At 71.5% G+C, this 26,408-nt stretch carries 25 protein-coding genes; 6 read left to right on the top strand and 19 right to left on the bottom strand.

Translation table 11 applies throughout. From position 1 onward, the window contains the following. Positions 1–16 precede the first annotated feature (16 nt). From AB0C28_RS04840 to AB0C28_RS04830, 3 genes are read right to left on the bottom strand one after another with little or no spacing between them, the layout of a single operon-like run. Positions 17–883, bottom strand: a complete 867-nt coding sequence (locus AB0C28_RS04840; RefSeq protein ID WP_357838386.1) for an ABC transporter permease — start codon at positions 881–883, stop codon at positions 17–19. Next, positions 880–1,806: an ABC transporter permease gene (locus AB0C28_RS04835; RefSeq protein WP_358073096.1), complete on the bottom strand. Its 927-nt coding sequence runs from the start codon at positions 1,804–1,806 to the stop codon at positions 880–882. Before AB0C28_RS04835 ends, AB0C28_RS04840 begins: the two co-directional genes overlap by 4 nt. Continuing rightward, complete coding sequence (locus AB0C28_RS04830; RefSeq protein ID WP_357838392.1) at positions 1,803–2,858, bottom strand: LacI family DNA-binding transcriptional regulator; 1,056 nt, start codon at positions 2,856–2,858, stop codon at positions 1,803–1,805. Before AB0C28_RS04830 ends, AB0C28_RS04835 begins: the two co-directional genes overlap by 4 nt. A 208-nt stretch (positions 2,859–3,066) precedes the next feature. On the opposite strand from AB0C28_RS04830, the gene AB0C28_RS04825 reads away from it, so the two are divergent. The 3 genes from AB0C28_RS04825 to AB0C28_RS04815 all read left to right on the top strand — a co-directional run bounded on the left by AB0C28_RS04825 (position 3,067) and on the right by AB0C28_RS04815 (position 7,177). Continuing rightward, the gene (locus tag AB0C28_RS04825) at positions 3,067–4,872 is read left to right on the top strand and encodes a glycosyl hydrolase family 28-related protein (RefSeq protein WP_358073095.1); all 1,806 of its coding nucleotides are present in this window, start codon (positions 3,067–3,069) and stop codon (positions 4,870–4,872) included. 48 nt (positions 4,873–4,920) lie between these two features. Beyond that, entirely contained in the window at positions 4,921–5,928 is a 1,008-nt protein-coding gene (locus AB0C28_RS04820) for a GDSL-type esterase/lipase family protein (protein ID WP_358073094.1), read from the top strand. 577 nt (positions 5,929–6,505) lie between these two features. After that, a complete protein-coding gene (locus tag AB0C28_RS04815; protein ID WP_357838401.1) occupies positions 6,506–7,177 on the top strand; it encodes a hypothetical protein in 672 nt (223 codons plus the stop codon). Between the two features lie 121 nt (positions 7,178–7,298). On the opposite strand, the gene AB0C28_RS04810 is transcribed toward AB0C28_RS04815, so the two are convergent. The 3 genes from AB0C28_RS04810 to AB0C28_RS04800 all read right to left on the bottom strand — a co-directional run bounded on the left by AB0C28_RS04810 (position 7,299) and on the right by AB0C28_RS04800 (position 10,344). After that, positions 7,299–8,057 carry a hypothetical protein gene (locus AB0C28_RS04810; RefSeq protein WP_358073093.1) on the bottom strand — a complete coding sequence of 253 codons (759 nt, stop codon included), beginning with the start codon at positions 8,055–8,057 and terminating at the stop codon, positions 7,299–7,301. Between the two features lie 247 nt (positions 8,058–8,304). Further along, positions 8,305–9,324 carry an NADPH:quinone reductase gene (locus AB0C28_RS04805; RefSeq protein ID WP_358073092.1) on the bottom strand — a complete coding sequence of 340 codons (1,020 nt, stop codon included), beginning with the start codon at positions 9,322–9,324 and terminating at the stop codon, positions 8,305–8,307. Between the two features lie 66 nt (positions 9,325–9,390). Next, positions 9,391–10,344 carry an aldo/keto reductase gene (locus AB0C28_RS04800; protein WP_358073091.1) on the bottom strand — a complete coding sequence of 318 codons (954 nt, stop codon included), beginning with the start codon at positions 10,342–10,344 and terminating at the stop codon, positions 9,391–9,393. A gap of 91 nt (positions 10,345–10,435) precedes the next feature. Here AB0C28_RS04800 and AB0C28_RS04795 point away from each other — a divergent pair, with 91 nt between their 5' ends. Further along, positions 10,436–11,038, top strand: coding sequence for a helix-turn-helix domain-containing protein (locus tag AB0C28_RS04795; protein WP_357838413.1), 603 nt, complete (start codon positions 10,436–10,438; stop codon positions 11,036–11,038). A 44-nt stretch (positions 11,039–11,082) separates the two neighbouring features. Here the strand turns inward: AB0C28_RS04795 and AB0C28_RS04790 are convergent, their stop codons facing one another. The 4 genes from AB0C28_RS04790 to AB0C28_RS04775 all read right to left on the bottom strand — a co-directional run bounded on the left by AB0C28_RS04790 (position 11,083) and on the right by AB0C28_RS04775 (position 17,143). Further along, on the bottom strand, positions 11,083–14,355 hold the full coding sequence (locus AB0C28_RS04790) for a BTAD domain-containing putative transcriptional regulator (RefSeq protein WP_358073090.1): 3,273 nt from the start codon (positions 14,353–14,355) through the stop codon (positions 11,083–11,085). 115 nt (positions 14,356–14,470) lie between these two features. Continuing rightward, positions 14,471–15,337 (bottom strand): NlpC/P60 family protein, encoded by an 867-nt coding sequence (locus AB0C28_RS04785; protein ID WP_357838418.1) that lies wholly within the window; start codon positions 15,335–15,337, stop codon positions 14,471–14,473. Between the two features lie 265 nt (positions 15,338–15,602). Continuing rightward, a complete protein-coding gene (locus tag AB0C28_RS04780) occupies positions 15,603–16,007 on the bottom strand; it encodes a hypothetical protein (RefSeq protein ID WP_346110801.1) in 405 nt (134 codons plus the stop codon). After that, positions 16,004–17,143 carry a molybdopterin-dependent oxidoreductase gene (locus tag AB0C28_RS04775; protein ID WP_357838421.1) on the bottom strand — a complete coding sequence of 380 codons (1,140 nt, stop codon included), beginning with the start codon at positions 17,141–17,143 and terminating at the stop codon, positions 16,004–16,006. Before AB0C28_RS04775 ends, AB0C28_RS04780 begins: the two co-directional genes overlap by 4 nt. Before the next feature lie 186 nt (positions 17,144–17,329). On the opposite strand from AB0C28_RS04775, the gene AB0C28_RS04770 reads away from it, so the two are divergent. Continuing rightward, a complete protein-coding gene (locus AB0C28_RS04770; protein WP_358073089.1) occupies positions 17,330–19,147 on the top strand; it encodes an MOSC and FAD-binding oxidoreductase domain-containing protein in 1,818 nt (605 codons plus the stop codon). Here AB0C28_RS04770 and AB0C28_RS04765 read toward each other — a convergent pair whose 3' ends face one another. The 4 genes from AB0C28_RS04765 to AB0C28_RS04750 all read right to left on the bottom strand — a co-directional run bounded on the left by AB0C28_RS04765 (position 19,148) and on the right by AB0C28_RS04750 (position 21,520). After that, positions 19,148–19,663 (bottom strand): peroxiredoxin family protein, encoded by a 516-nt coding sequence (locus tag AB0C28_RS04765; protein WP_358073088.1) that lies wholly within the window; start codon positions 19,661–19,663, stop codon positions 19,148–19,150. Positions 19,664–19,736: 73 nt separating this feature from the next. Further along, entirely contained in the window at positions 19,737–19,958 is a 222-nt protein-coding gene (locus tag AB0C28_RS04760; protein WP_357838429.1) for a hypothetical protein, read from the bottom strand. Beyond that, on the bottom strand, positions 19,955–20,614 hold the full coding sequence (locus AB0C28_RS04755; protein WP_358073087.1) for a sigma-70 family RNA polymerase sigma factor: 660 nt from the start codon (positions 20,612–20,614) through the stop codon (positions 19,955–19,957). The genes AB0C28_RS04760 and AB0C28_RS04755 overlap by 4 nt, the downstream gene beginning before the upstream one ends. 24 nt (positions 20,615–20,638) lie before the next feature. After that, positions 20,639–21,520 (bottom strand): SDR family oxidoreductase, encoded by an 882-nt coding sequence (locus AB0C28_RS04750; RefSeq protein ID WP_357838435.1) that lies wholly within the window; start codon positions 21,518–21,520, stop codon positions 20,639–20,641. A gap of 86 nt (positions 21,521–21,606) precedes the next feature. On the opposite strand from AB0C28_RS04750, the gene AB0C28_RS04745 reads away from it, so the two are divergent. Next, positions 21,607–22,185 carry a helix-turn-helix domain-containing protein gene (locus AB0C28_RS04745; RefSeq protein ID WP_357838438.1) on the top strand — a complete coding sequence of 193 codons (579 nt, stop codon included), beginning with the start codon at positions 21,607–21,609 and terminating at the stop codon, positions 22,183–22,185. On the opposite strand, the gene AB0C28_RS04740 is transcribed toward AB0C28_RS04745, so the two are convergent. From AB0C28_RS04740 to AB0C28_RS04720, 5 genes are all read right to left on the bottom strand, one after another. Then, positions 22,131–23,351 (bottom strand): histidine kinase, encoded by a 1,221-nt coding sequence (locus AB0C28_RS04740; RefSeq protein WP_357838440.1) that lies wholly within the window; start codon positions 23,349–23,351, stop codon positions 22,131–22,133. The two genes, AB0C28_RS04745 and AB0C28_RS04740, sit on opposite strands and share 55 nt — an antisense overlap. A gap of 96 nt (positions 23,352–23,447) precedes the next feature. Continuing rightward, positions 23,448–23,879, bottom strand: coding sequence for a DUF5980 family protein (locus tag AB0C28_RS04735; protein WP_357838443.1), 432 nt, complete (start codon positions 23,877–23,879; stop codon positions 23,448–23,450). 103 nt (positions 23,880–23,982) lie between these two features. Then, on the bottom strand, positions 23,983–24,888 hold the full coding sequence (locus AB0C28_RS04730; protein WP_358073086.1) for an alpha/beta hydrolase: 906 nt from the start codon (positions 24,886–24,888) through the stop codon (positions 23,983–23,985). A 221-nt stretch (positions 24,889–25,109) separates the two neighbouring features. Then, positions 25,110–25,433 (bottom strand): STAS domain-containing protein, encoded by a 324-nt coding sequence (locus AB0C28_RS04725; protein WP_357838448.1) that lies wholly within the window; start codon positions 25,431–25,433, stop codon positions 25,110–25,112. Between the two features lie 353 nt (positions 25,434–25,786). Continuing rightward, positions 25,787–26,368: a hypothetical protein gene (locus AB0C28_RS04720; protein ID WP_357838451.1), complete on the bottom strand. Its 582-nt coding sequence runs from the start codon at positions 26,366–26,368 to the stop codon at positions 25,787–25,789. Between the last annotated feature and the right edge of the window lie 40 nt (positions 26,369–26,408).

Here is a 26,408-nt window from a genome sequence, read left to right as displayed (position 1 = left end):
GACCTTGGCTGTGCTGTCAGCGGCTCGTGCCGAGACGCTGGGTGAGGTGGTCGCCGAGCAGGCCCGTGCTCACCACGAGGCCGGTCAGCGCCAGCCCCGGTAGCGCTGAGATCCACCAGGCGGTGTCGAGATAGTCCTTGCCGTTCGCGATGACCTGGCCCCAGGAGACCGTGGCCGAGGGCAGACCGAGACCGAGGAAGCTGAGACCGGCCTCCGACAGCACCGCGCCGGCGAACTCCGTGGTCGCCAGCGCCGTCACAGGACCGATCACAAACGGGATGATGTGCCGGATGATCACGATCGGAGTGGGCACCCCGATCAGCCGCGCGGCGTCGACCCACGGCCGCTCGCGCAACGAGAGGGTGACGCCGCGGGTCAGCCGGGCGAAGCCGACCCAGCCGGCCACCGAGAGCGACAGCACCACGACCAGCATGCTGCGCTGGAAGAGGCCGGCGATCACGATCGCCAGCAGAATGCCGGGGAAGGCCATCAGGATGTCGATCAGCCGGGAGATCGCGATGTCGGTCCAGCCCGCCAGGTAACCGGCGAGCGTGCCGAAGGCCAGCCCGACCGCCAGGCAGGCAGCCACCACGGAGATCCCGATGATGATCGACGTCCTGGCGCCATAGACCAGCTGGCCGAGCATGTCCCGGCCGGCTCCGTCGGTGCCCAGCAGGGCGAGCGTGCCGTCCGCCCTGGTCGCCCCGATCGGCAGCAGCCGGTCCGCCACGCTGGTCGCCACCGGGTCGTACGCGATCAGCAGCGGGCCGATCAGCCCGACGAGCACGTAACAGGCGAGCACGACGGTGGCGACCGCGGCGACGGCCGGCGTGGACCGCAGGCGGACGGGCCACAACCTGGGCCGTACGGTGATCGCGCTCATGCCCTCGCCCCCAGCCGTACCCGCGGATCGAGCCGGGCGGCGATCAGGTCGGCCACGACGTTGCAGCAGACCACGATGACCGCGATGAGCAGCACGGCGGCCTGCACGATCGAGTAGTCCCTGTTGGCCACCGCCGTCACCAGCAACGAGCCGAGGCCCGGCCAGGTGAAGACGGTCTCCACGATCACCGCGCCGCCCAGCAACGTGCTCACGTGCAGCGCGCCGACGGTCACCACCGGCGTCGCCGCGTTGCGCACCACGTGTCCCGTCACCACCTCGCGGGTGCTGAGCCCCTTGGCGTACGAGCGCTGCACGTAGGTCTCCGCCATGGTGTCGGCCACGCTGCTCCGGGTGATCCGGGTCAGCAGCGCGGTGAACGGGGCGGCGAGCGTGAGCGCGGGAAGGACGATGTGGGCCGGGGTCCCGGTGCCGGCGCTGGGCAGCAGCCGCAGCTGCAACGCCATCACCAGGATCAGCATGATCCCGATCCAGAACGGCGGCATCGAGTAGAGGAACAGGGCCAGACCGGAGATCCCGCGGTCGATCCACCGACCCCGGTAGGCCCCGGCCAGGGCGCCGAGGACGACGCCCGTCATCGCCATGAGGGTGGCCACCAGCGTGAGCTCCACCGAGGCGGGCACCCGCGACAGCACCAGCTCGAACGCCGGCCGGCCGAAGCGGTAGGAGTCACCGAAGTCGAGCGTGGCGAGCTGGGTCAGGTAGTGCCAGTACTGCACCGGCAACGGCTGATCCAGCCCGAGCCTGGTCCTGGCGGCGGCCACTTCGGCGCCCGTGGCGTCCGGGCCGAGCAGCACCAGCGCCTGGTCACCCGGGGCGATCCGCATGATGAAGAACACCAGCGTGGCGGCGCCGAAGATGATCAAAACGCCGGTGGCCGCCGTGCGCAGCGCGTACCGGGTCATCGCCGCACCACCCGGCTGATCGAGTTGCCGCGTACGTCCGTGCACGGCACCACGAGCTGCAGCGGCGACCGTTCCGCGTCCTCCAGCAGGGTGACCAGCAACTGCACGGCCGCCCGGCCGATCTCGACCCGGGGGATCTCGAACGAGGTCCAGATCCTGGTCGCGGTCGGCGGCGGTGCGGAGCCCAGGAAGGCGACCGACAACCGGTCGGGGATCCGCACGCCGGCGGCCTCGGCGGCCGCGGCCAGGGCGAGGCCGCTGGCGTTGTCCTCTGAGGGCTCGACGAGGACCGCCGTGACGCCGTCGTCCACCCATCCGGTGACCCGGTCGGTGCCGAGGTCCCCGGCGCCGGAGGAGTACTCCACCAGGAGGTCGTCCTGGCTCAGGCCCGCGGCCTCGGCACCGCGCCGCAGGCCGAGCTCACGGTCGTCGCCAGGCTCGGCGCCGTCGCTCTGCCGCAGGAGCAGGATCCGCCGGTGGCCGAGCGCGGCCAGCTCCTCCACGAGAGCCGCGGTCGGGGCGACGTAGTCGGGGGCGACGTAGGACAGCTCGGTGCCTTCGATGTCGCGCCGGCCGATGAAGACGAAGGGGAAGCCCTCGTCGACCAGGTTCGTCAGGTCGTCACGCGAGATGTGCCGGCCCAGCAGCACGCAGCCGTCGGCCTTCAGCAGCGCGTTGCGCCCTCTGGCGTAGACCCCGCCATGGGCGGTGTTGGCCGAGGTGAACAGCAGCAGGTCGTACCCGAGCCTGGCCGCCTCCTCCTCCACTCCGACCAGGAACGGGTGGTAGAAATCGCGCTGGTCGACGGGGAAGACCGACTCGAACGTGTAGAGGCCGATGGTCTTGACGCTCATCCCGCGCAGCGCGCGGGCGGCGGGGTTGACGGCGTACCCGAGCTCCTCGATCGCCTGCTGCACCCGCTGGCGGGTCTCCTCGGCGACCGGCACGCCGGGTCGCTCGCTGAGCACGAGGGAGACGGTGGCCTGGGAGACGCCGGCTCGCTGGGCGATCTCGACTTGGGTGGGGCGTCGTGGCCCCGCTCGTTTGCGCATGGGGATCCAGTTGACTAATACGTAACGACTCCGGGGCACTCTAGACACCTGTCGACGCTCACCACAAGGGGGAAATTTCACGAACGTTGCCGTCAGATGTCTAGATGTCATCCAATTATCAGCATTTATTAGCTCTTGTGAGCCGGATTGGCCGTATGTACGATCCCCGATCAATACGTATCAATCCGCGCAGCCGGAGGTAACGGCCATGCCCGAGTGGACCGATCGTCGAGCGCTCCTACGGATCGGCGGTGCGGCGCTCGGCGCCGCCGCGGCCACCGCCACCTGGGGAGCCGCACCCGCGGCGGCCGCGGGCCCGGAAGACGCGGACCCGGCGGACATCATCACGCCGCAGCAGTTCGGCGCGCTGGCCGACGGGCAGCACGACGACACCGACGCCATCGAGCAGGCCATCCTCGCCACGCGGACCCGGACCACCCGGATCGTCGTCTTCCCGCCCGGCACCTACCGGATCACCAGGACCATCGTCATCCCCGACGTGGCCGGAGAGTCCTTCAACCGCATCCAGCTCCGCGGTTACAGCACCATGACGAACCGCGCGTCGATCATCCAGGTGACGCACGACGGCGTGGGCATCGACGTGCGCTGCTCGCTCGCCGCGATCTACGGCCTGGCCTTCGTCGCCCCCGCCAAGACCGAACGCAACGTGGCGCTGCGCTTCGCCGGCGAGGTCAACACCGACGACACCGACGCCGCCATCCTGGAGTGCACGTTCGTGTCGTTCAAGCTCGCCGTCGAACACGTCGGCCGCGGGCTGTACTTCTCGCACAACCTCGTCGCGCTCTGCACCACCGGCGTCAGCCTCGCCTGGCCCACCAGCGGCGTGGAAGGCGGAGCCGACCACGTCCCGCCGTACGGGCTGCGGAAGTGGCTCATCACCAACAACCACTTCCACAGCCCGTTCCAGGCCATCGTCACCCAGGGCGCAGAGAGCAGCGACTTCCGCGGCGCGATCATCCAGGGCAACCTGCTCGACATCGGCCGGCGCCTGTTCATCGGCAGCCTCACCAACTCCACCATCAGCGGCAACGTGGTGGAGAAGGCGGACAACGGGGCGATCATCGAGATCACCAGCGGGGGCCACAACCTGACCATCGGCGACAACGTCCTCGGCGGGTTCGAACCACCGCAGAACAACGGCACCCGCGCGATCCAATTCTCCAGCGGCGTCAAGGCGCACAACGTCACCATCAGCGGGAACACCTTCAACTGGCTCAACGGCTCGCCGATCCGCTTCGAGAACGACGCCAGCCGGATCACCATCGCCAACAACTCGTTCGACAACTGGAACCTCTCCGGCAGGAACGACAACGCCGCCATCGCGGTGGCCGGAAAGGCGAGCGCGTTCAGCGTCATCGGCAACGTCATCTCGCCCGACCCCGCGAAGCGGCCGCCGATCACGACCACCGGCGGGCTGCACAGCTCCCACGTGATCGGCAACGCCTCCGAGCAGGTGCCGCTGGTCGCGGGCCCTGTGGGGGCGGACTCGTTCGTCCAGGCCACCCCCGGCCGGTTCAACCGGATCGAGGTGGCCGGGCCCCTGGGGGCGGCGGCGAAGGTGGTCAGCACCTCGACCGAGCCGGTCAAGGTGGGCACGGACCGGTACGGGTCGTTCGTCGTGGAGGGCAGCAACGCCAACCCGGGCGTCAAGGGCGGGGTGCGGGTGGTGCCGGTCAACCAGTCGGGATCGGCCGCCACCGAGCTGCTCTGCTCGACCACGTCCACGAACGAACTGGTGTCCATGGCCGCCAACGCCACCGGCCTGGTGCCGCCCGCCGACAACGCACGGGACCTGGGCAGCACCACGCAGCGGATGCGGACCGTCTACGCGCACCAGGTGGTCCTGGCCGAGCACACCCCGGACACCCTGCCGGACGCGGCCGGCCAGGCCGGGGGGATCGTCATGGTTCGCGACCCGAAGACCGGCAAGCGCGGCCTCGCGCTCTCCGACGGAGCCGCCTGGCGCAACGTCGTCCTCGGCCCCAAGGTCTGACCCGGCCCTCATGACACCGACCCCGGCCCTGATCCGCACTGGACTCGCATGGCGGTGATCCGGCTCATCCCCGGCGCCGGGCCGGCGGTCTGGCGGGGCGCTCTGGCCTGGACGGAGGAGGGCGGCGCCTGGCAGCCGTGGCGGCTGCCGCCGGACCGGATCGCCACCGCCCACGCACCCGTCCTGGTCACGCGGGCGCGGATGCCGGCCGGCGTGCGCGCGGTCGTCCGTACCGACGCGGCCGCGCTGGAGTTGCGCACCTACGCCGCGGCCGACGACGTGACGTCGCTCGACGTCACGGTGGACGGCATGCTCTGGCGGCGGACGGCGCTGGCGGCGGGGGCGGTGACGAGCCGCGTCGAACTGCCGCCCGGCGCCAAGGTCGTCGAGGTCTGGCTGCCCCAGTTCGGCGAGGTCAGGACGGGCCCCCTCGTCCTGCACGACGCGACGTACGCGACCGCGGCCGGGGACGAGGGGCCGCGCTGGGTCACGTACGGAAGCTCGATCACGCAGTGCCGCTCGGCGGCCGGACCGAGCGAGACCTGGCCCGCCCTGGTCGCGCGGCGCCTCGGCTGGGACCTGACCTGTCTCGGCTTCGCCGGCGAGTGCCACCTCGATCCCGTCGCGGCCAGAGCGATCGCGCGCACGCCGGCGGACCTGATCTCGCTGTGTCTCGGGGGCAACGTCCATGGCTTCGCGAGCATGAGCCTGCGGACGTTCACCGGCCAGGTGTCCGGATTTATCCAGACGATTCGCGACACACAACCACGGGTGCCGATCGCCGTGATCTCGCCGATGACCTCACCGCCTCGCGAACGGCTGGTCAACCCGGTGCATCTGACCCTCGACGACGTCCGCACCGCCGTCGCGGACGCCGTACGGACGTTGCGGCGGTGCGGCGAGACCCGGCTGCACCTCATCGACGGCCCGAGCGTCCTCGGCCCCGACGACGCCCACCTTCTGCTACCGGACGCCCTGCACCCGAACGCCGACGGCTACCGCCTCATGGCCGAGCGCCTCGCACCCCGCCTGGCGGCCGTCGCCGCTGCGCCGTAGCGCCTCGTTCGGCTGATCACCCGGCCGGCCGCAGCTCGACCGCCACCCCGGCCGCCACGCGAGGCGGCAAGGCGTAGAGCCACTTTGGCATGTATTACGCCGATAATTCACGGTATTCAAGTGTGCTGTCTGATATCGAGCCCGCTGTCCCCCTTGAAGATGCTGTGGCAGTAAAGGAGAAATGGGATTCTAGTTGCGACATCCGACCCAGAAGTGAATGATTCTCCCAGGCGACCCATCGGCCTCGCGGGAGTGGACCTGTCGGAGGAAGTGTGCAACGTCGTTATCCCATCGAATGGCCTTCGAATACCTCTATGGCCGAATTGAGCCCCACTCTCGGCCAGGAACTGCTCTCCCTCACCCCCGCCACGCTCCAGCCCGCCGGCAGGGTTCTGATCAGGCAGGGCGAACAGACCGACCGGCGCGTCTTCCTCCTGTCCCCGACCGGCACGAGGCCCGGCGCCCTGGCCAAGGTCACGACCGACCTTCGAAAACGTATGGATAGGTCTTGTCCGGCTGGATCATACGCCAGGGTTTCCTCATCAATTAAGCGGCAATTCCTTCCTGGAGAAAGCAAATGCCGACAAATCCGATAAACACCGGCAGATATCTGCTGCTGGCGACGGACATCGCCGGCTACGGCAGCGGGGACGCCCAGCGTCATCGCAGTATTCAGCGCACCTTGGTGGACATTCTGCACGAGGCGGCCGACGCGGCCGTGCTGCACAGGAAGTTGTGGACGACCCAGCCGTCCGGCGACGGAGAGCTCGCCATCCTCCCCACCTCCGAACCGGAGCACCGCCTCGTCGACGACTTCGTCAGGCACCTGCACCGGCTGCTGAACCAGTGCAACGCCACCAGGATCGAGGAGGCGCGGCTGCGGCTGCGGATGGCCGTGCACGAAGGCGTCGTCTCGCAGGCGGCCAACGGCTTCGCGGGACAGGCGGTCGTCCAGGTCAAGCGGCTGCTCTCGTGTAGTGCGCTGAGGCAGACGCTGGAGACCTCCGACACGTCCCTCGCGGTGATCGTCTCCGACGAGATCTACGACGGGACGATCAGTCAGGGCTACACCACCTACCACCTCGACGACTTCCGCCGGGTCCAGGTGCTGGAGAAGGAGTACCGGGGACATGCCTGGGTGCACGTGCCGCGCACGTTCGTGCAGAGCAAGGCGAGGCCCGTCTCCCTGCCGGACGGCGTCATCCCCGTGACGCCCGTGCCGGCCAACGGGAACGAAGGCGCGTCATGAACGATGAGTTGTGCCGGCCGGAGCCGGCGCGGGCTTAAGGGGATTAGGGGTCGCCGGCGCTGGTGACCATCAGGGGCCGCCGACGCTGGTGAGCGTCAGGGGCCGCCGACGCTGGTGAGCGTCACGGGTTGTCGGCGCTGGTGACCTTGAGTGTGGCCCCGAGGCCCGGAGCCGCCTTTCCGGCCAGTTCGCTCGCACGGGCCAGGTCGGCCTGCTTCGCGACCACGATGGCGGCGCGGTCGGGCATCAGCGAGGCGGCGGCGACGGCGTACCGGGCGGCCACCGCCTGGTAGGCGGCGATGGCCTCGGTGGGGCGGGCGCCGTTGAAGTCGGTGCCGACGGAGAGCGCGGGCCGGGCGGTGCGGCCCGTACCGACCTTCAGCGACACCACGTCCGACAGGGGCCGATGCCGTCCGCCGTCGGTGACCAGGTCCTCGAACAGCGTCATCGCGGCGGCGGCGTCGGTCGCGGTGAGCTCGATCCGCCAGCGGACGACCCCCTTCGTGGGCGCGTCGTGCAGGTCGCCGGTCAGCGTCCGGTCGTCGGTCGTCAGTGACCGCCACAACGACAGTGCCTCGTCAGCGCGGCGCCGGTCGGCGACGACGGTGAAGCTGACGGCGCCCGCCGTGATCCGGCCGGTGACGTTCCGGTGCTCGGCGACGTAGCGCCGCAGGTCGTTCGCCAGCGCGCTCACCCGGTCGGCCGGCGTGCCGTCCCTGAGGATCAGGGTGCCGGAGGCCGAGCCCGCGAACGGGAGCGTGTTGTTCCTGGTCGTGTCAATCTTGGTGACGTCCGGCGTTCCGGCCCAGTCCGCGTCGAAGTCCGCGGCGAGCGCGGTGCCCTTGTCGATGGCGCAGCCACTCGACAGGAGCAGGCCCACGACGACTGCGACGAGCGCGATGAGCGGGAGCCGGCGCCGCGGCCTGTCTCGTCGCAGAGTCTCTCCTTCAACGGGGAGCCGGCCGGGACGATCTCCAGCTCGTGAGGAGCACCGTAGCAGGGCCCGCGTCCGTCACATCGCGGAGGCCGCCCCATCGCGAGGCCGCCACCTCGCGGGACCGTCCCCGCGATGCCGTCCCACGCGGCCGTCACACGCGGCCGTCACGCGCGGCCGTCACGCGCGGCCGTCACGGGGCGATGTCCACCAGGACCTTGCCGACCGCGCCGCCCTCCACCGCCCGGTGCGCGTCGGCCGTACGGTCGAGCGGGAAGCGGACCAGCGGCAGGCCGTGCTCCTCACCGACAGGCAGGGCCCCGTCGCGGACGGCGGCGGCGACGTCCTCGGCGCCGGCGGTGAGCGCCTGCGTGCCGACCGTGTAGAGCACCAGGAACTGATAGCGCGTGTTCAGCATCATGTTCTGCCGCACGTCCAGGTTGACCGGCTTGTCACCGTCGTTGGCGTAGATCGCGATCGTGCCGCGGGTGGCCAGCACGGCCAGGTCCAGGTCCAGGTTCGCCCCCAGCGCCACCTCTGCGACGATGTCGACGCCGTCCGGGGCGAGCTCGCGGATCCGGGCGGCCGCGTCGCCCTCGCGGTAGTTGATCACGTGGTGGGCGCCGGCGGCGGTGGCCAGCCGGGCCTTCTCCGGGCCGCTGATCGTGCTGATCACGGTGGCGCCGGCCCAGCGGGCGAGCTGGATGGCCGCGTGCCCGACCGCTCCTGCCCCACCGGCGGCGAGCACCACCTTGCCGTCGAGCGCGCCGGGGCCCAGCCGGCGCGGCCCGTCCTCGGCGACGGTGAGCGCGCGGTGCGCGGTGAGGGCGGGGACGCCGAGCGAGGCGCCGAGGTCGAACCCGGCCGCGTCGGGCAGCGGCACCGCGTTGCCGGCGGGCACGACGGTGAACTCGGCGGCGGTGCCGGTGGGCCGCCCGACGGTGGCCATGAACAGCCAGACCCGCTGGCCGACCCGGCCCGGGTCGACCCCCTCGCCGACGGCGTCGATCACGCCGGCGCCGTCGAGGTGCGGGGTGACCTCGGGAAAGCTCTTCCTGTTGGTCGCGCCGGAGCGGCTCTTCCAGTCGGTCGGGTTGACCCCGGACACGGCGACCCGGACGCGGACCTCGCCGGGGCCGGGCTCGGGCACGTCACGCTCGACGAGCTGCAGAACGTCGGCGTCGCCGTGGTCGCGGTAGATGATGGCCTTCATATCGTCTTGTCCTTGCTCGCTCAGTGCTGATGTCTCGGCAACGATCTCTTACCCGCCCAACGCCGATCAGCCGAGCGGAACGTCGCTGGATCGCGACTCGACGGCATCGAGGGCGGCCATGGCCGCGGCGTCGAGGGTGATGTCGCCGACCGCCAGGTTGGCCTCCAGGTGGGCAGGGTCGCCGGTGCCGGGGATGAGCAGCACGTTCGGGGCGTGGTGCAGCAGCCAGGCGAGCCCGATCTGGGACGGCGTGACGCCGAGCGACTCGGCCACGGCGCGGACGGCCGGCTCGTCGGTGACCTTGGGCATGCCGGGGAAGCTCCCACCGAGCGGGAAGAACGGCACCCAGGCGATGCCCTCGGCCGCGCACAGCCGCAGCAGCTCCTCGTCGTCGCGGCAGACGAGGCTGTAGGCGTTCTGCACGCAGGCGAGGCCGGCGGGGATCGCCCGGCGCAACCCGTCGATGCCGACGCCACTCAGCCCGATCCCGCCGATCTTGCCCTCGTCGCGCATCGCGGTCATCTCGGCGAGCTGGTCGTCGAGGTCGGCCACCTGATCGCCCTCGGGCCGCAGCCCTGGGCCGGAGTCGAGGCGGCGCAGGTTCACGACGGGGATGTGGTCCACGCCGAGGGCGGTGAGGTTGTCCTCGACGCCGGCGCGCAGTTCCTTCGGCTGCTGGGCCAGCCGCAGCGGGACCGGGCCGCCGGGATTGGCGGTGGCGCCGACCTTGCTGACGATCATGACGTCGTCCTCCGGCCCGATCGCGGCGCGGAGGATCTCGTTGGCGTAGCCGTCGCCGTAGAACTGCGCGGTGTCGATGTGGTCCACGCCGCTGTCGATCGCCTGGCGCACGAGCGCCAGGGCCGCGTCACGGTCGCCGCGCAGGCGTTCGAGCTGCAGGGCGCCGTAGCCGATCCGCGACACGGTACGGCCGGCGAACGGAGCGGCGCCACCGGGCCGCGGCGCGGCGTCCCGCCCGCCGGGCGCATCGGGAGAAGCGGGAGAGCTGGTTGAAGGCATGGGAATCCCGTCCACGTAGAATGCCAGAGATAGCGGAGGACCCTCCGTTATCTTCGATCGACTATAGGGCAATACCGGAGGTTCCTCCACTTTGGCCGCGCTCGAACCCACGCCCACCCCGGCCGCACCCCAGCGCCCGCTGCGCGCCCACGCCCAGCGCAACCGCGACAAACTGGTCGCCGTCGCCCGCACCGCGTTCGCGGCGTCCGACGACAGCGTTCCGCTGGAGACCATCGCCCGTGAGGCGGGGGTCGGGATCGGCACCCTCTATCGCCACTTCCCCACCCGCGAGGCGCTCGTGGAGGCGGTCTACGCCGCCGAGCTCGACGAGCTCAGCGCGTGCGTCCCCGACCTGCTCGAACGGCTTCCGCCACTGCTCGCGCTGCGTGCCTGGATGGAGCGGTACGCGGCGTTCGCGGTGATGAAGCACGGCATGGCCGACGCGATTCGGGCCGGCCAGACCGCGGGCCGCATCCCGACCACCACCACCAGGGAACGCATCACCGCCGCCATCACGGCGTTCCTCACCGCGGGCGCCGCCACGGGCGCGCTGCGCGCGGACGTCGAGCCCGAACAGGTCACCATGATGATCCTCGGGATCTTCCTGGCCACGGCGGCCCTCGACACGCCCGAGCAGATCGGCCGGCTGCTCGACCTGCTCGTGGACGCCCTGCATCCCCAGCCGGCCCCGTGACCCCTCCCCGTGACCTCGGCCGAGCCTGAACACGGGGCGGGTGCTCACTGTTTCGAGGCGTCCAGCACGGCCAGGGCGCGGCGTTCGAGCAGGCGGAAACCGCACGAGCCCGCGATCGCCAGGGCCCGCTCGGCGATCCGCCGCGCCGACGCCGGATCGCCGTCCGAGAGCCGGGTGGTGGCCAGGCCGACCAGGGCCCGCGCCTCCACGAACGGGTAGGTGTCGCGCGCGATCGTCACGCAGCGCTCGAACCACTGGACGGCGGCCCGCACCTCACCCAGCGCGTGGTAGGCCTGGGCCGCGGTGGCCGCGGTCTGCGCCGTGGCCTTCCTGTCGTGCACCGCGATCGCCATGTCGTACGCCCGCCGCGCCACCTCCAGCGCGGTGGCCGCGTCCCCGCGTTGCAGGTGCAGCCGGCTCAGCTCGTCCAGGGTGGACAGCTCACCGCGCAGGTTGGCCCCCTTCCTGTACGCCGCCAGCACGCCGGTGAGCAGCTCGAAGGCGTGCCGCTCCGAGCCGAGCTGACGCAGCGCGCTGGCCAGGTTGCCCCGGTTCGCCAGCGCCGAGGTCTCCCTGCCCGTCGTCTCGTTGATCTCCAGTGCCGCGTTGAGCAGGTCGGCGGCGTCCACCAGCTGGCCCTGATGCAGCCGCAGCACCCCGAGCCCGTTGAACGCGACCGCGCGTACGTGACCGAGCGGGTCGTCCTCGGTCAGGTCGAGCGCGCGGCCCATCCACTTCTCCCCGTCGGCGAGCTTGCCCCGCTCCAGGTGGTGCCAGCCGATGTGGTGGGACAGGTACGCCGCGGCCGTCGTCCAGCCGGTGGCGGCCGCGAGCCGCTCACCGGCGAGCGAGTCCGCCAGCGCCTCCTCGTCGCGGCCGACCGACCACAGCGCCTGGCCGCGGCTGATCAGCATCGCGGTACGCGCGACGTCGTCCCCGGCCAGGACGGCCGCCTCCATGCCCGCCTCGGCCGCGGGCAACCAGCCGTCGATGTGCCGGCGGATCAGGAAGTAGCCGCGTAGCTGGTCGGTGATGCGCCAGGCCAGCGCGCGGTCGGCGGTCCCTGCGGTGTGCTTGACGACGGCGACGAGCGCGGGCAACTCGGCGTCCAGCCAGGTGAGGGCGTCGGTCTCGGTGGCGAAGACCGACTCCCGCGCCGTGTGCGTCTGGAGCCGGACGAGCTGCGGGTAGACCCACTCCATCGCGGCCGTCACCGCGTCGGCGTACCAGGTGTAAAGGCGCGAACGGGCGATCTCGCCCTCGGCGTCGTCGGCGAGCAGCCGCCGGGCGTACAGGCCGAGCAGGTCGTGCAGCCGGTAGCGGTCGGTCGCGTACTGCATCAGCATGTTCGCTTCGAGCAGGTCCTCCAGCAGGCGGTCGGCTTCGAGCGCCGGCAGGTCGAGGAGGGCGCCCGTGCTGTCGGCGCCGAAGTCGTCGGCGGGATGCAGGCCGCACAGCCGGAACGCGCGCTGGGCGGCGGCGCTCAGGTCGGCGTAACTGAGCTGGAAGCTGGTGAGCACGCTCGACTCGCCGGTGGACAGCTCGGTGAGCCTGCGGTTGTCGTCGTGCAGCCGGCGGGTCAGGTCGCCGATGGTCCACGCCTGCCGGGTGGCCAGCCGCGCGCTCGCGATGCGCAGCGCGAGCGGCAGCCGGGCGCACGCCTCGGCGAGCGCGCCGGCCGCGCCGGGATCGGCCTCGATCCGGTGCGCTCCCGCGGTCGCGGCGATCAGGGCGATCGATTCCTGCGGGCTGAGCGGTTCGAGGTGGACGGCGTTCGCGCCGGCCAGGCCGGGCATCCGGCGCCGGCTGGTCACGATCAGGTCGCTGCCGCCGGCTCCGGGCAGCAGCGGCAGCACCTGGCCGGCGTCGTGCGCGTTGTCCAGCAGCACCAGCATCCGCCGGTCGGCGAGCTCGCTCCTGAACACCGCGGCCGCCTCTGTCTCGTCGGTCCCGATCCGCCTGCCCGGCACGCCGAGCGCGCGCAGGAAGCGGCCGAGCACCCGCATCGGCTCCGGCCCGGTCGCGGTGGTGCCGCGCAGATCGGCGTACAACTGACCATCGGGATATTCCCCGCGTAATCGGTGCGCGGCGGCGAGCGCGAGCGCGGTCTTGCCGACTCCCGCTATGCCGTCGATCAGCACGATCCGGGGCGCGGCCGGTCCCGGATCCAGGTCCGACCTGGCGAGCGCGGCCTCGATCCCGGCCAGCTCGTCCGTCCTGCCGACGAAGTCGGGCGGCGCGGCGGGCGCCTGCTGGATCGCGGTGCGTCCCATCGCCCGCCGGGCCTGCCGTTCCTGCTGCCGCAGCACCGCGAGCTGGGCGTGCCTGAGCCGCTCTCCCGGATCGATGCCGAGCTGGTCGGCCAGTGCCGACCTGATCCGCTCGTACGCCGCCAGCGCCTCCGCCTGCCTGCCGGTCGCGGCCAGCGTCAGGATCAGCTCGGCGTGCAGCGGCTCGTCCAGCTCGTGCCGGAGTGCGAGCTGCCGCACCGGCCGCAGTGCCCGCTCCGGCCGGCCCAGGTCGCGGGCCAGGGTGGCGAATGCCTGGACGGTGGCGGCGTACTCGCCGGTCACCGCGGTGTAGAGCGGGCTCGCCGCCACCCGTTCCGCGTCGATCTCGCCGCGCCACAGGGCGACGGCCGCGGCGAGCCTGGCCAGCGCCTCCTCCGGCGCGTCGTACGCCGCCCGCGCCGTGAGGTCGCGGAACTCCAGCAGGTCGAGCTGATCGGCGGTGAGTGCGAGCCGGTACCCGTTCTGGCCGCCGAGGAGCACGCTCGCGGCGCCGGAACCGGAGTCCAGCAGCCGCCGCAACCTGGCGACGTGCGTGTGCAGCAGGCTGACCGCGCGCCGGCCCGTGCGACGCGCCGTTCGATGGCCGCCGCTGTGGGGCCACAGGAGCTCGATGAGCTCGTCCTGCCCGGCCACCGCGCCGGCGCCGAGGGCGAGCCGGGCGAGCAGCGTGCGTTGCAGGTCGGAGCCGAGCGGCGCCTGGACCTCGCCGTGCCAGACCTCGATCGGGCCGAGTACGCGGACGCGCAGCGGGCCGCCACGGGCCGGATCGGTTTCGTCGCGCCGGACGCGACGCGCCTCTGCGGCGGCGTGCAACTGCTCGGTGTCGGAGCCGCTCAGCCCGAGCGCGCCGGCGATGGCCTGGACGGAGTCCCGTTTCGGGCTTCTCGTCCTGCCCTGTTCCAGGTCGCGGATCGCGCCCGCGCTCACGCCCGCCCGCTCGGCGAGTTGCCGCTGGGTCAGCCCGGCACGGCGGCGATGGGCGCGCAACAGCCCGCCGAAGCTGGTCCGCGTCACTCGTGCCTGCACCGAGTGAGCAGAACGTCGATCCACGGCCTTGGGGGCACTGCACGATCTTAGGTCAGGAACCCGCCGAGGCCCAGAGTGCCTGGCTCGGCACACTGGGCTCGCGGCGGGAACGATGTCAGTCTGTGGGCACGGTCGCCACGCCGAGGATGCGGAAGGCCGCGACGCGGACGTTGCGCAGGCCGCCCTCGGGATGGACGGAAACCTTGGTGCCCGGTTCGAGCGCGTCGAGGACGTTGCCGTCCCCCTCCCAGAACGAGACGTGGCCGACGGCTTCATCGGTCGTCTTGTAGAAGATCAGGTCGCCGACCTTCAGGTCGGACCAGGCGACGGACTTGGCGTAGAACTTCGACGGGGACTGGTGGCTCTCCGCCCATCTCCACATGTCGACGGCACGGCGGACGGGCCAGCCGGGGAAGTTGCCGATCGGGTTGTAGGAGGCGTAGACGAGGCCCGAGCAGTCGTACCCGGGTTTGGCCGGCGTCCCCTCACCGCCGAGCACGTAGTCGACGCCGCGCTTCGCCATGGCGTTCTTGTGGCCGATCATGCTCCAGTTGTAGATCTCCCGCACCTCGACGCAGTTGGTGCCCTGGGCGGTGGTGCCGTTCTGGATCTGCACCCGCAGGTGGTTGATGTTGCCGATGGCCTCCGGGTTCCAGTCGGACTTCAGGCCCACGTCATGGGTGCCGTTGCCGCTGTTGAGGACGAAGTGCGCGTCACCGCTGGGGAACGTGAACGGCGCCGAGCTGTGGTCGGCGTCGTGAGCCTGGATCCGCAGCACCGGGGAGAAGTTGCTCGCCGTGCCGGTGTCGTCGACCCGCCAGCGGATGGTCACCTTGTCGCCGGCCTTCCAGTCGACCTGGAGGAAGCTGCTGGCGCCGTCGCACTCGGTGGTGAGCGTGCCGCTCGGGTTGCTCAGGCCGTCGGCGGAGGCGGAGGGCGCGTTCACGAAGACGGCGCTGGTGGTCGCGACTAAGAAGGCCACGACCGACGCGATGATTCCTGGTTTCACTGGTTTCCCTTCATGGCGGAAGTCGATGAACGACAGATCGGCGCGATTCACGAAGAGTCACTTGGGAGAACGTGAGCACAGTGACGTCACGCGGTGCCGTACGTGTACGGCTGTCCGGCCGCGGGTCCGGTCGAGGTCCAGATCTTGGGCGTCTTGACGAGAACGCTAGGGACCGCCGCTGGCGCGGCGCTGTCCGTACTCCGCCCGTACCGGACCTCGTGTCGTGGTCGGGACGGAGTCAGCGATCCGACTCGGGCGCGCGGCCCCCGCGCTTCCGTCGTGCCGCCCGCCACAACCGGGGAGCCAGTGCGGCGAGAGCGAGCACGCCCAGGACGAGCAGCAGGTTGCGGACGTAGTCGAGGGGGAGGATCGACGGGTTGTCCGCCCGCCGGCCCAGCGCCAGCACGGTCGGCAGGGTCGCGAGCGTCACCGTGCCGGCCACGATCGCGACCGCCCGCACCGCACCGCCCGCCCGGCGCACGGCCAAGCCGATCAGCAGGACCACGGGAACCAGGATCCCGTCATGCGCCACCACGACGCCGCCGAACCACAGCGCCCAGCCGATCGGACCGCTGTCCAGGAACAGGCCGGTGAACCCGAGGCCCACCAGCGCGGCGCCGGCCGCGTACAGGACCCACCTCATGCGACCCTCACCGTGCCGACCCACTTGGTCTGCATGACGCCGGGCCGGTTGGGCGCGATCAGCCGCACCGGGTAGCCGTGGTCGGCGTCCAGCGGGTGGCCGTTCAGTCGGAGTGCCAGGAGGGTCAGCGGGTCGTTCCAGTGCGGGGGGCGTACCTCGCTGGTGCGGTAGTAGCCGGTGCGTTCGAGCGACTCGATCGTCAGGAACGCGTCCGGCGCGGCGCCTGCCCGGGTGATCAGGTCGCGCAGGCGTACGCCCGTCCACTCGCACTCCACGCTCCAGCCCTCCACGCAGGCGATCGGCAGCCGTACCGTGTGCTGGGGCAGGGCGGCGAGGTCGGCGTAGGCGAGCGACAGCTCCGTGCGCACGGCTCCCGTCACCACCAGCCGGTACGCCGGATCGCCCGGCGCCACCCGCACCCCCGCCGCCGCGGCCGACCGGTTGACCGGCACACCCTGCGGCCCCGCGTCAGGATCGCGCGGCGCCAGCACCGCCAGCCCCTTCAGCGGGGTGACCGCCTCACCCACCGTGACCAGCGCCGCCACGCCGCACGCGGCGGCGACCGTGGTCAGGAAGCGGCGCCGGTCGGGGTCCTCCACGCGTACCCACAGATGCCGCCTGACCTTGGACCACTCGTTGACGGCGTGGATGACGAGCGCGCCGTAGACGATGAAGGCGGTCCAGTAGTGCGCCTGCACGAACCCGAACGGCCACGGGTAGGTGTAGGCGATGTTCAGCAGCCCCGTGACGAGCTGGAACAACGCGCCCGCGACCAGCAGCAGCACGAACAGCCGCTCGGCCGCGTGCCCCGCGGAGCGGAACGGCGGCCACTGCCAGAGCTTCGGGTAGACCGTCCACAACTTGGCCAGCAGCAGCGGGACCGTGGCGATGCCGCCGATGACGTGCAGGCCCTGCGTCACCCGGTAGAGGTTGACCGGCCGCGACGGCCACAGCAGCCACGTGGGCGGATGCTGGGTGAAGTGGCTGAAGAGGCCGGTCGCGAAGGCGACGGTGAAGCTGATCCCCAGCCACATCCCCAGCTTGGCCGCCACCCGTTCCGAACGCAGCCGGCTGGTGAACCTGCCGGCCAACGACTGGCCGAAGGTCACCGCGATGCTTGTCAGGCGCCTGCTCATGTCTCGAAGCCTGACACCGCCGAGCGCTCCGGTGGCCGTCCCGGGCGGTACCGTCCGCGGTCCGTAAGAAGTGCGGCGGGCGCGGGCCTCGGCCGCTGCGCGCGTGGCGGTCGCGGTCTCCGGGAAGCCGCTGGTTAGGGTGGAGGTGAACGGCGACCTGGGGTGGGCCACACCACGGCGAGGATCATGACGGCGAAGCTCTTGTCGGTGAACGTCGGGATGCCGAAGGACGTGTCCTGGCAGGGCAGGACTGTGCACACGGGCGTGTGGAAACATCCCGTCACCGGCCCGCGCCTGGTCAGGCGGCTCAACATCGACGGCGACGGCCAGGGCGACCTCCAGGGACACGGCGGCGAGCAGCGGGCCGTGCTCGTCTACCAGATCGAGTCGTACGCCCACTGGCAGGAGCACTTCGGCCGCTCCGACTTCGAGTACGGCCAGTTCGGGGAGAACTTCACCGTCGACGGGCTGCCCGACGACGAGGTGTGCGTCGGCGACCGGTACCGCATCGGAGAGGCGGAGTTCGAGGTCACCCAGCCTCGGGTCACCTGTTACCGGGTCGGCATGCGGCTCGGCGAGCCCGAACTGCCCGCCCTGCTCGTCTCCCACCATCGGCCGGGCTTCTACCTGCGGGTCATCACCGAGGGGGTGGTGCGGGCGGGGGACGCCATCGTCAAGACGCGGACCGGGCCGGGGGCGCTCAGCGTGGCCGACATCGACGCGTTGCTCTATCTTCCGGGGCGCGATCCGGACAAACTTCGCAGAGCGCTCGCCATTCCGGCGCTCAGTCCTGGGTGGCAGCAGTCGTTCCGCGATATGGCGGCTGCCGCTGGGACTGCTGAGGTTGGCGGGGCTGCTGAGGCCGGGCCGCGTGCGGAGGCTTGGCCGGGGTTCCGGCCGTTGCGGGTCACCGGGCTCGTGCACGAGACCCCGTCCGTGCTCTCCGTCGAGCTCGAAGCGGCCGACGGGGGCGCGCTGCCCGCCGCCGAGGCCGGTCAGTACCTCACCCTCCGGGTCGACGGGGCCGGCGATCCGCCGCCGGTACGCAGTTACTCGCTCTCCTCCGCGCCTGGCGCGTCCGCGTACCGGGTGAGTGTCAAACGCGAGGAGCACGGCCTGGTCAGCCGCTACCTGCACGCCGGGCTGCGGGTCGGCTCGGTGCTGGAGGTGGCGGCTCCGCGCGGCGACTTCGTGCTCGTCCCCGGGGACGGGCCGGTGGTGCTCGTCTCGGCCGGCGTCGGCGCGACCCCGGTCATGGCGATGCTGCACCGCCTGGCCGCCGAACGTACCGCGCGGCCCGTCTGGTGGATCCACGCGGCGCGCAACCGCAGCGAGCACCTCTTCGCCCACGAGGCGCACGCCCTGCTCCGCGACCTGCCCGAGGCCCACGAGCACATCTTCTACACGGCGAAGAACGGCGCGACCGGCGACGACTCGGATCGCGTGAGCGGCCCCGGCCCCAGCCCTGGCGACGGCAGCAGCGACGGCGGGGACGGGGTGCGGGCTGAGGTTCATCGGGGCCGGCCCGGTCTGGAGAGTGTGGCGGGGCTCGGGCTGCCCACCGATGCCGGCGCCTACCTGTGCGGCCCGGCCCCTTTCATGGACGCCATGCGCGCGACGCTCACCACGATCGGGCTGGCGGACGACAGGATCCACACCGAACTGTTCGGTGCGCTGGCCGCCATCAACCCCGGCCTCACGGCTCGCCCCGCGGTGGCGCCGCACCAGCCGCCGGGCGAGCCGGGCACCGGGCCGCTGATCACGTTCGCCCGCAGCGGCCTGTCGGTCCGCTGGTCACCACGCCACCGTTCCGTGCTCGATCTAGCGGACGCCTGCGACGTGCCGACGCGCTGGTCCTGCCGTACGGGGGTCTGCCACACCTGCACAACGCCGCTCCTGGCCGGGGACGTGTCCTACGCCCCCGACCCGCTGGAGCCACCGCCCACCGGCGAGGTCCTCATCTGCTGCGCCACACCGCGCCACGACCTGGTGCTCGACCTCTGATCAACCGGCCGCGTGCTCTCGTACGTACCGGATCAGGCCGGCGACGTCCTCGGGAACGAGGCGGCCGATGGCCCCGCTGGAGTACACGCTGACGAGAACCCTGCCGTCCGGGTCGAGCACGAAGCCGGTCGACTCCAGGTAGGTGGGGTCGGTGTGCACGAACGCGCCCGTCACCGCCGCGAAGGCGGCCGCGTCGGCGCTGTGCCCCACCGGGAACGTCAGGCCGTGCTTGCCGACCAGCTCCTTGGTGGTGGCTTCCTCGTCGACCGAGACCGCGACCACCTTGACGTCCAGCTCGGCGAGCTTGTCCAGCGACCGCTGGAACGCGCGGAGCTGGGCGTTGCAGTACGGGCACCACGAGCCCCGGTAGAAGAGCACCACGCCGAAGCCGCCGGCGAGAGCGTCGGGCAGTCGGAGCGTCTCGTCGCCGGGCAGCGACAGCGTGAGTGCCGGGAATGCGTCACCTGGGTGCAGCAGAGCCGCCGGAGCGGTCTTGCCGTTGAACGAATCGGTCATACCTGGTTCGCGGCGGCCACCGGCGAGGTCTTACCCCCATGTGACGCGCGCCACAGCGCCACCGCATCCGGGCTCAGGGCCCTTGGCCGGTGACCGCGGCCAGCAGGCCTTCGAAGTCGTCCGAGCACGGGCCGCACGCGCGCAGGTGGGCGGCGATGCCCGGATGATGCCGCTCGGCTCCGGCGTCCCGAGCCACCAGTTCGACGTACACGTGGAGCAGGGCCATCGCCTCCTCGCAGCCCACGTCGCGTGGATCGGTCTCCAGGAAGCGGTCCAGCTCGGCCCAGCCGTTCACGATCGCCTCACCATGTCGTGATCCATGTGACCGGCCGCGACGAGCGCGGCCCTGAGCTTGCGCCTGGCGTCGAACATCGTCTTGTAGATCGCGTTGCGGTTGGTGCCGAGCTCAACGACCAGGGCGTCCAGCGGCACCTCCGCGAGCACCAGCGCGACGAAGATCCGGCGTTGCCGTTCGGTCAGCTTCTCCTCGACGGCGCGGCGCAGCGCGGCGAGCAGGTCGCGCCATTCGGACTCCGCGGCCGGGTCGAGCCCGAACCGGTCGGGCAGCCGCTCCCAGTCCTCGGTATCGAAAGGTACGCGGGGGTTGCGCCAGAAATGTCGCCCGACCTTCGCCGACACCTCCAGGATGACGAACTTGTAGGCCCAGGTCGTGAACCTGCTCTCGCCCCGGAAGTCGCCGATCTTGCCGGTGATGGCCAGCAGCGCGTCGGCCGCGGCCTGGTGGGCGAGGTCATCGAACTCGGGGCCGGTGACGCCGAGCCGCGCGCTCCGCCTGCGGACCTCGTTCCTCGCGATGCGCAGGAGCAGCGCGTGCAGCCGCTCGACGGCCGCCTGCCGATTCGGCTCAGGGCCGAGCAGCGCGCGCACCCACCCGGCCGACTCGGGATCGAGCGCGGCGAGGTCGCCTGTCCGGTCGTGTGCCGTCGCCACCCTGCCATCGTATCGACCCGGTCCTCAGGGCTGGATCTGCTCCAGGTCCTCCAGCAGGCTGGGGTGCTTCGGCTCCCAGCCGAGCGTCTGCCGGGTGTGGGCGCTGGACGAGGGCTGGTCGGCGGCGAAGATCGGGGCGAGCGGGCCGTAGGTCTCCGGCGGCACCGACTCGACCGGCAGGCCCAGCCGGCGGCCGATGACCGCGGCGATGTCGCGTACCTGGTCGCCTTCGTCGGCGACGGCGTGCCAGGCCGTGCCGGCCGGCGCCGTCTCCAGGGCGAGCCGGAAGAGGACCGCCGCGTCGAGCGCGTGCACGGCCGGCCAGCGCTGGGTGCCGTCGCCCAGGTAGCCGGACACGCCGGCCTGCCGGGCGATGCCGGTGAGCAGGCCGGCGAACCCGCCCTGGCCCTGGTTGTGCACCGTACGCGGCAGGCGTACGGCCGTGCTGCGGACCCCGCGCTCGGCCAGGTCCAGGATCGCCGTGACCGCGCGACCGCGACCGCCGACCGGTCCTTCGGTCATCGCGGGGTCGGCCTCGGTGGAGGCGCGGCCCGGCGCGAGGGGCGTGCCCGAGGCGGCGACGAGGGGGCGGTCGCTGCCGACGAGCTCCTCCCCGAGGGCCGCGAGGGCGGCGCTCTCCTCGGCGACCGCCTTCACGAGGGCGTCGGCGCCGCTGAAGTCGTTGGCGAAGGCCAGGTGGATCACGCCGTCGGCCTGGGCGGCGCCGGCGCGCAGGACGTCCAGATCGGCGAGACCTCCGCGCAGCGGCTCGGCGCCGGCCTCCTTGGCGGCCCGCGCCGAGGCGTCGGAGCGGGCGAGGGCGAGGACGGTGTGGCCGTGGCCGAGCAGCTCGGCGACGACGGCGGAGCCGATCAGGCCGGTGCCGCCGGTGATGAAGACGCGCATGGAACACTCCCACAAGTGATGAGACTTTTGTCCCATCACTGTAGCAGGGTGATGGGACAAAGGTCTCATCACGCTACGATGGAGCCATGGGCCGATGGGAACCAGGTGCGCGTGAACGCCTCGTCGTGGCCGCCGTCGACCTGTTCACCGAGCAGGGATACGACGCCACCACGGTCGCGCAGATCGCCGAGCGCGCCGGAGTCACCAAGAGCACCTTCTTCCGCCACTTCCCCGACAAACGGGAGCTGCTGGTGGCCGGCCAGGAGACGCTGAGCCGGCTGCTGGCCGAGGGCATCGCCGAGGCGCCCGCCGACGCCGGCCCGCTGGAGGCGGTCGCCGCCGGTCTCCGGCGCGCGTCGAGCACGATGGGGCCGGCGAATCGCGAGTTCGCCCCCCGGCTGAAGGCGGCCATCGCCGCCAGCGGCGAACTGCAGGCACGTGACGCGCTCAAGACCGTCAGCCTCGCTGCCGCGATGACCACCGCGCTGGTCGCCCGGGGCGTACCCGATCCGATCGCGGCTCTCGCGGGCGAGCTGGGGGTGCTCGCGTTCAAGCGGGGTTACCAGGAATGGGCGGAGGGCGAGCGCGACGGCGATGACGACCTGGCCGGCTACGCCCTGGCCGCCCTGGACGAACTCCGCGCGGCCACCGCCTCACTGAGCTGACCGGACCGGCCGGCTTGCGCTGTTTGCGTGGGGACGTGAGCCCGTACGACGAAGCCGCCGTCCGCCTGCGGAGCCGCGCTGAACTCGCCGCCCAGGGCCTCGACCCGGTCGCGGAGGCCGGCCAGGCCGCGCCCGCTCCCGCCGGGAGAGCCGGACCGCGAGCCGGTGCCGTCGTTGGCGACCTCCGCCTCGATCACGTTCTCACCATGGCGGACACGAACCACGGTGGGGGCGCCGTGGGCGTATTTGAGGGCGTTCGTCAGCGACTCCTGCACCACCCGATAAATCACGAAATGCCCGCCACCGGATGGATCCGCGGCCTCGCCCTCCTCGACGAACTCCACCGGCTGCCCCGCCTGGCGCGTCTGCTCGACCAGGGCACGCAGGTCGCCGGAGGCCGGCGTCTCGTCACCTGAGTCATGGCCGGGATCGAGCACGTCGAGCATGTGCCGCAGGTCGGTGATGGCCCGCCGGCCGGTGTCGGTGACGGCGCTGAGGGTCGCGTCGAGGCGATCGGGCGCGGCGGTGAGATAGCGGGCGGCCTCGGCCTGTACGACGATCGCGGTCACGTGGTGGGTCACCACGTCGTGCAGTTCGCGGGCGATGCGGGTGCGTTCCGCGGCACGGGTGGCCTCGGCGACATGGCGGCGGCGCTCGGCCTCGGCCGCCCTGGTGTTGCGCAGCCAGGCGCCGACTCCCCACGCGAGCACCATCGACAGGTAGAACAGCGCGTGGTTGGCCGGCGTCTCCTGCCCGCCGGCCCGGTCGAGCGCGTACGCGAACCCCAGGTACGCCAGCGACAGCAGGACCATGACGACGCGCCGGCCCCGCCGCAGATGGGCGCCCACGCTGACGAGCGCGAAGGGCAGCGCGGTGCCCCCCAGCGAGTGGTAGGCGAAGACCTGGTCCAGGGCGAACCCGACCGACACCAGCGCGACGCAGACGATCGGCCACCGGCGGCGCACGGTCAGCGGCAGGCACTCCAGCGCGACCACCAGGATGGCCAGCGCGTCATAGGGCCGAGTGGGCAGGCCGCCGATCTGGGTGCCGTTGCCCTGGAACTCCGGCAGGAGCGGCACCATGGTCAGGAAGAGCGCCACCGGGAAATCTCGCACCGTGACGTCGCACCGCCGCCACAGATCCTTGACTCGCCGCGTATCGATCACCGGTCGAGCCTAGTAAAGAAGGGTTCGGACGGCATGGTTCATGCGAATTCCGGCACTCGGGGTGTGGCCCGGATCGCGGGCCACACCCCGATACTCCTAGCAGACCGTCTTCGAGGTGATCGTGATGGGGGTCGACTGGGTCTCCTTCCCGTCGTACGCGATCAGCGTCGGGGTGTAGACCCCGACCGGGAGCGGAGCGATCGAGATCTGCAGCCAGCCGTTGATCGTCGTCGCCCCGTTCTCGGGGTTGGGGTAGTTGGAACCGGGCGGGATCGCGTCGTCGCCCAGGGTGGTCGAGCCGGGAGGCAGGTTACGCAGCCCGACGCGGACCGTCTTCGACCACTTCCCGACGACCGCGGCCACGAAGTACGTGTTGGGATGGCCGAAGCTCGACGTGACGCACATCCGCTGCTCCAGGTCGCGCAGCTCCCAGGTGGACGCCGAGGCGGGGGTGCTGCCGGCCAGCGCCAGCACCAGCCCGGCCGTCGTGCCGACGGCGAGCTTGGCGACTCGGTGGATCCTTCTCACGGCTGCCTCCTTGACGCTTCGTGCGATGGGATGGCTTACGCGTGAATTATTGAGCTTTTGACGATCTATGTAAAGTTTCTCTTTCCGAGCGAAACTTTCGACGTCATCCGGCCAGCGCCGCGACGCTCTCGATGGCCTTGACGGCGATCTCGGGCTGGTCCACGTAGATGTAGTGCTCGCTCTTCTCGGCCGTGGTCAGCTTGCTGCTGGTCGACAGGGCGAGCCAGTCCCGCTGCCCCGCCGACCACGCCTTCTCCAGCAGCGGCCCGTACGTGGGCAGCGCGGCGAGGTACGGCTTGCCGTGCGTGAGCACCACGACCGGGATGTCCCCGGCGGACTCCACCTTGCCGTCGGGAACGGCGAGCTTCTCGGGGTTCTGCCCGGCGAAGATGGCCAGGTTCTGGGCCCGCAGTTCGGCCGCCGGGCCCTTGGCCGACTCGGGGATGGCCTTCTTGATGTCGGCGGTCATCGTGGACGGCGTCGCGTCCATCAGCACCAGACCCTTGATCCGGTCCTTGTGCTCGGGGGCGTACCTGGCCGCGATCAGCCCGCCCAGCGAGTGCCCCGCCAGCACGACCGGCGACTCGCCGGCGACCCGGTCGAGCACCCCGGTGAGCACCTTCCCGCTGCTCGCGAAGGTCTGCGGGCCGTCGGGCTGGTCGCTCGCCCCGGAGCCCAGCCGGTCGTAGGAGCAGACCCGGTTCTTGCCGCTCAGCGTCTTCTGCAGCGCCGCCAGCTTCTCCACCCCGTCACCGGCGCCGTGCAGCAGCACGATGACCGGCTCGCCCTCCGCCGCGTCGCCCGAGCACGACACGTTCACCTGCTTGCCCTCGACCTTGATCTTCTGAGTGCCGTTGATCGGGGCGGCGTCGGCCTTCTTCTCGGTCTGCTCGGTGCCGGCGAGGGGGTCCCAATCGTCCATCGCGTCGCTCTCGCAACCGGCGAGCCCCGCGCCGATCGCGGTGCAGCAGAGTGCGACGACAACGGACCGCTTGATCGTGCGGAGCATTCGAGTCCTCCAGGAAGAGCGGTGACACCGGGGCGGTTCACCCGGCGGCGGGATGCGGTCGAAGCGCCGCGGCCATGCCGCTACGCTACGGATCCGATCACCCCGGCAGCGTCACCACTCGGTGGACAATCGCCGGTAGCTCGCACGGGGGACAACCCGCGGGCCACCCGGTGTTCCTTCCACCCGGAGTTCCTCTTCGACCGCGGAGGGAGAGGGGCCGGTCAGGCCGCGCGGATGAAGTGGGGGGCCAGACCGGTGATGCGGAGCAGGCGGGTCATGAAGGGTGGGATGCCGGTCAGCGACAGGGTGACGCCCAGCGCGCGGGCCCTGGCCTGTACGCCGAGCAGCACGGCCAGCCCGCCGGCGCCGCAGAAGGTGACCCGGGACAGGTCGAGGACGAGCGTGCCGGTGGTGCGGCTCAGGGCGTCGAGCAGCCGCTGGCGTAGTTGGGCCGTGGTGAAGATGTCGATGTCACCCGACAGGTGGATCAGGGTGGGCTTGAGGGTGCTCGCTTCGTGCGGCTTCATGGCATTGGTGATGGTCATACGTCTCCTCTGCGGAACGACGGTGAAGGAAAAGTCGACGGGCGCGCGGCCGCCCGGCACCATGGCGGTGCTCTCGTGGCGGTCCTGGATCTGAGCCGAAGGAGGAGTGCGAGGACGAAGCTGTGCTGAGCGGTGCACACGGATCGGTTGTTGCGTCATGGTCGCTAGCCCCATCCAGGCCCGCCGAGATGGGGCCGCTGGTGTGGTTCGCCGGGGGCGACGCTGACTGGGTGCCGACGCTCGAATAGTCCTCGGTGCTTTGAGTCTACTTCATGGCCGTTCAGCAGCCTGTGTGGGCCGGTGCGGCGGGTCGGTGCGGCGGGTCGGTGTGGCGCGTTGGTGCGGCGGGCCGGTCAGGAGGCGATGACGGCGCGGATCTCCGTCACGGTGAACGCGTCCACGATGTGCCGGTTGCCGACCAGGAATCCGACCAGGCCGGCGATGGCCTCCGCGCTCGTGGCGGCCCGCGCCTGGCCGCTGAGCAGGTAGACGAGCGGGGTGGACGGCTGGTCGAGGGCGAAGTTGCGGCCGTGCCGGCGCACGTCCTTCAGCACCCTGATCGGCATCGGCCGCTCCGAGGTGAACCACACCGCGATCCGCCACAGCGGCAGCGCCGGGTCGGCGTCGGTCGAGGCCTCGTAGCAGGCGACGCAGCCCTTGCCCGCGTGGCGTCCGTGGGGGCAGGTCCAGTGGAGGGCGTCGGGGGCCGGCTGGCCGCGCGGGCTCAGCTTCGCCTCGCTCACGTGGGGGCGTACCCGCCGGGCCGGCTCCTCGGACGGGGGAACGGCAGGAATGGCGATGATCGGTGTCCCTTCGTCGAGGTGGAGGCGGGTATGGAGGTGCTCGGCCAGGATGCGGGCGTCGCGGTAGGTGAGGGCGGCTGCGGCCGGGGCGACGCCGGCGCGGTTGCCGACAGGCTGAAGATCCCAGTCCATCCACCATACGCCGCCCGCTCCCGCGCGCCTCTGTCCCACA

The sequence above is a fragment of the Nonomuraea sp. NPDC048892 genome (assembly GCF_040649735.1).
GTDB lineage: Bacteria > Actinomycetota > Actinomycetes > Streptosporangiales > Streptosporangiaceae > Nonomuraea > Nonomuraea maheshkhaliensis.
Note: the sequence above shows the minus strand (reverse complement) of the source record. Positions and strands in the feature narration are given on the sequence as shown.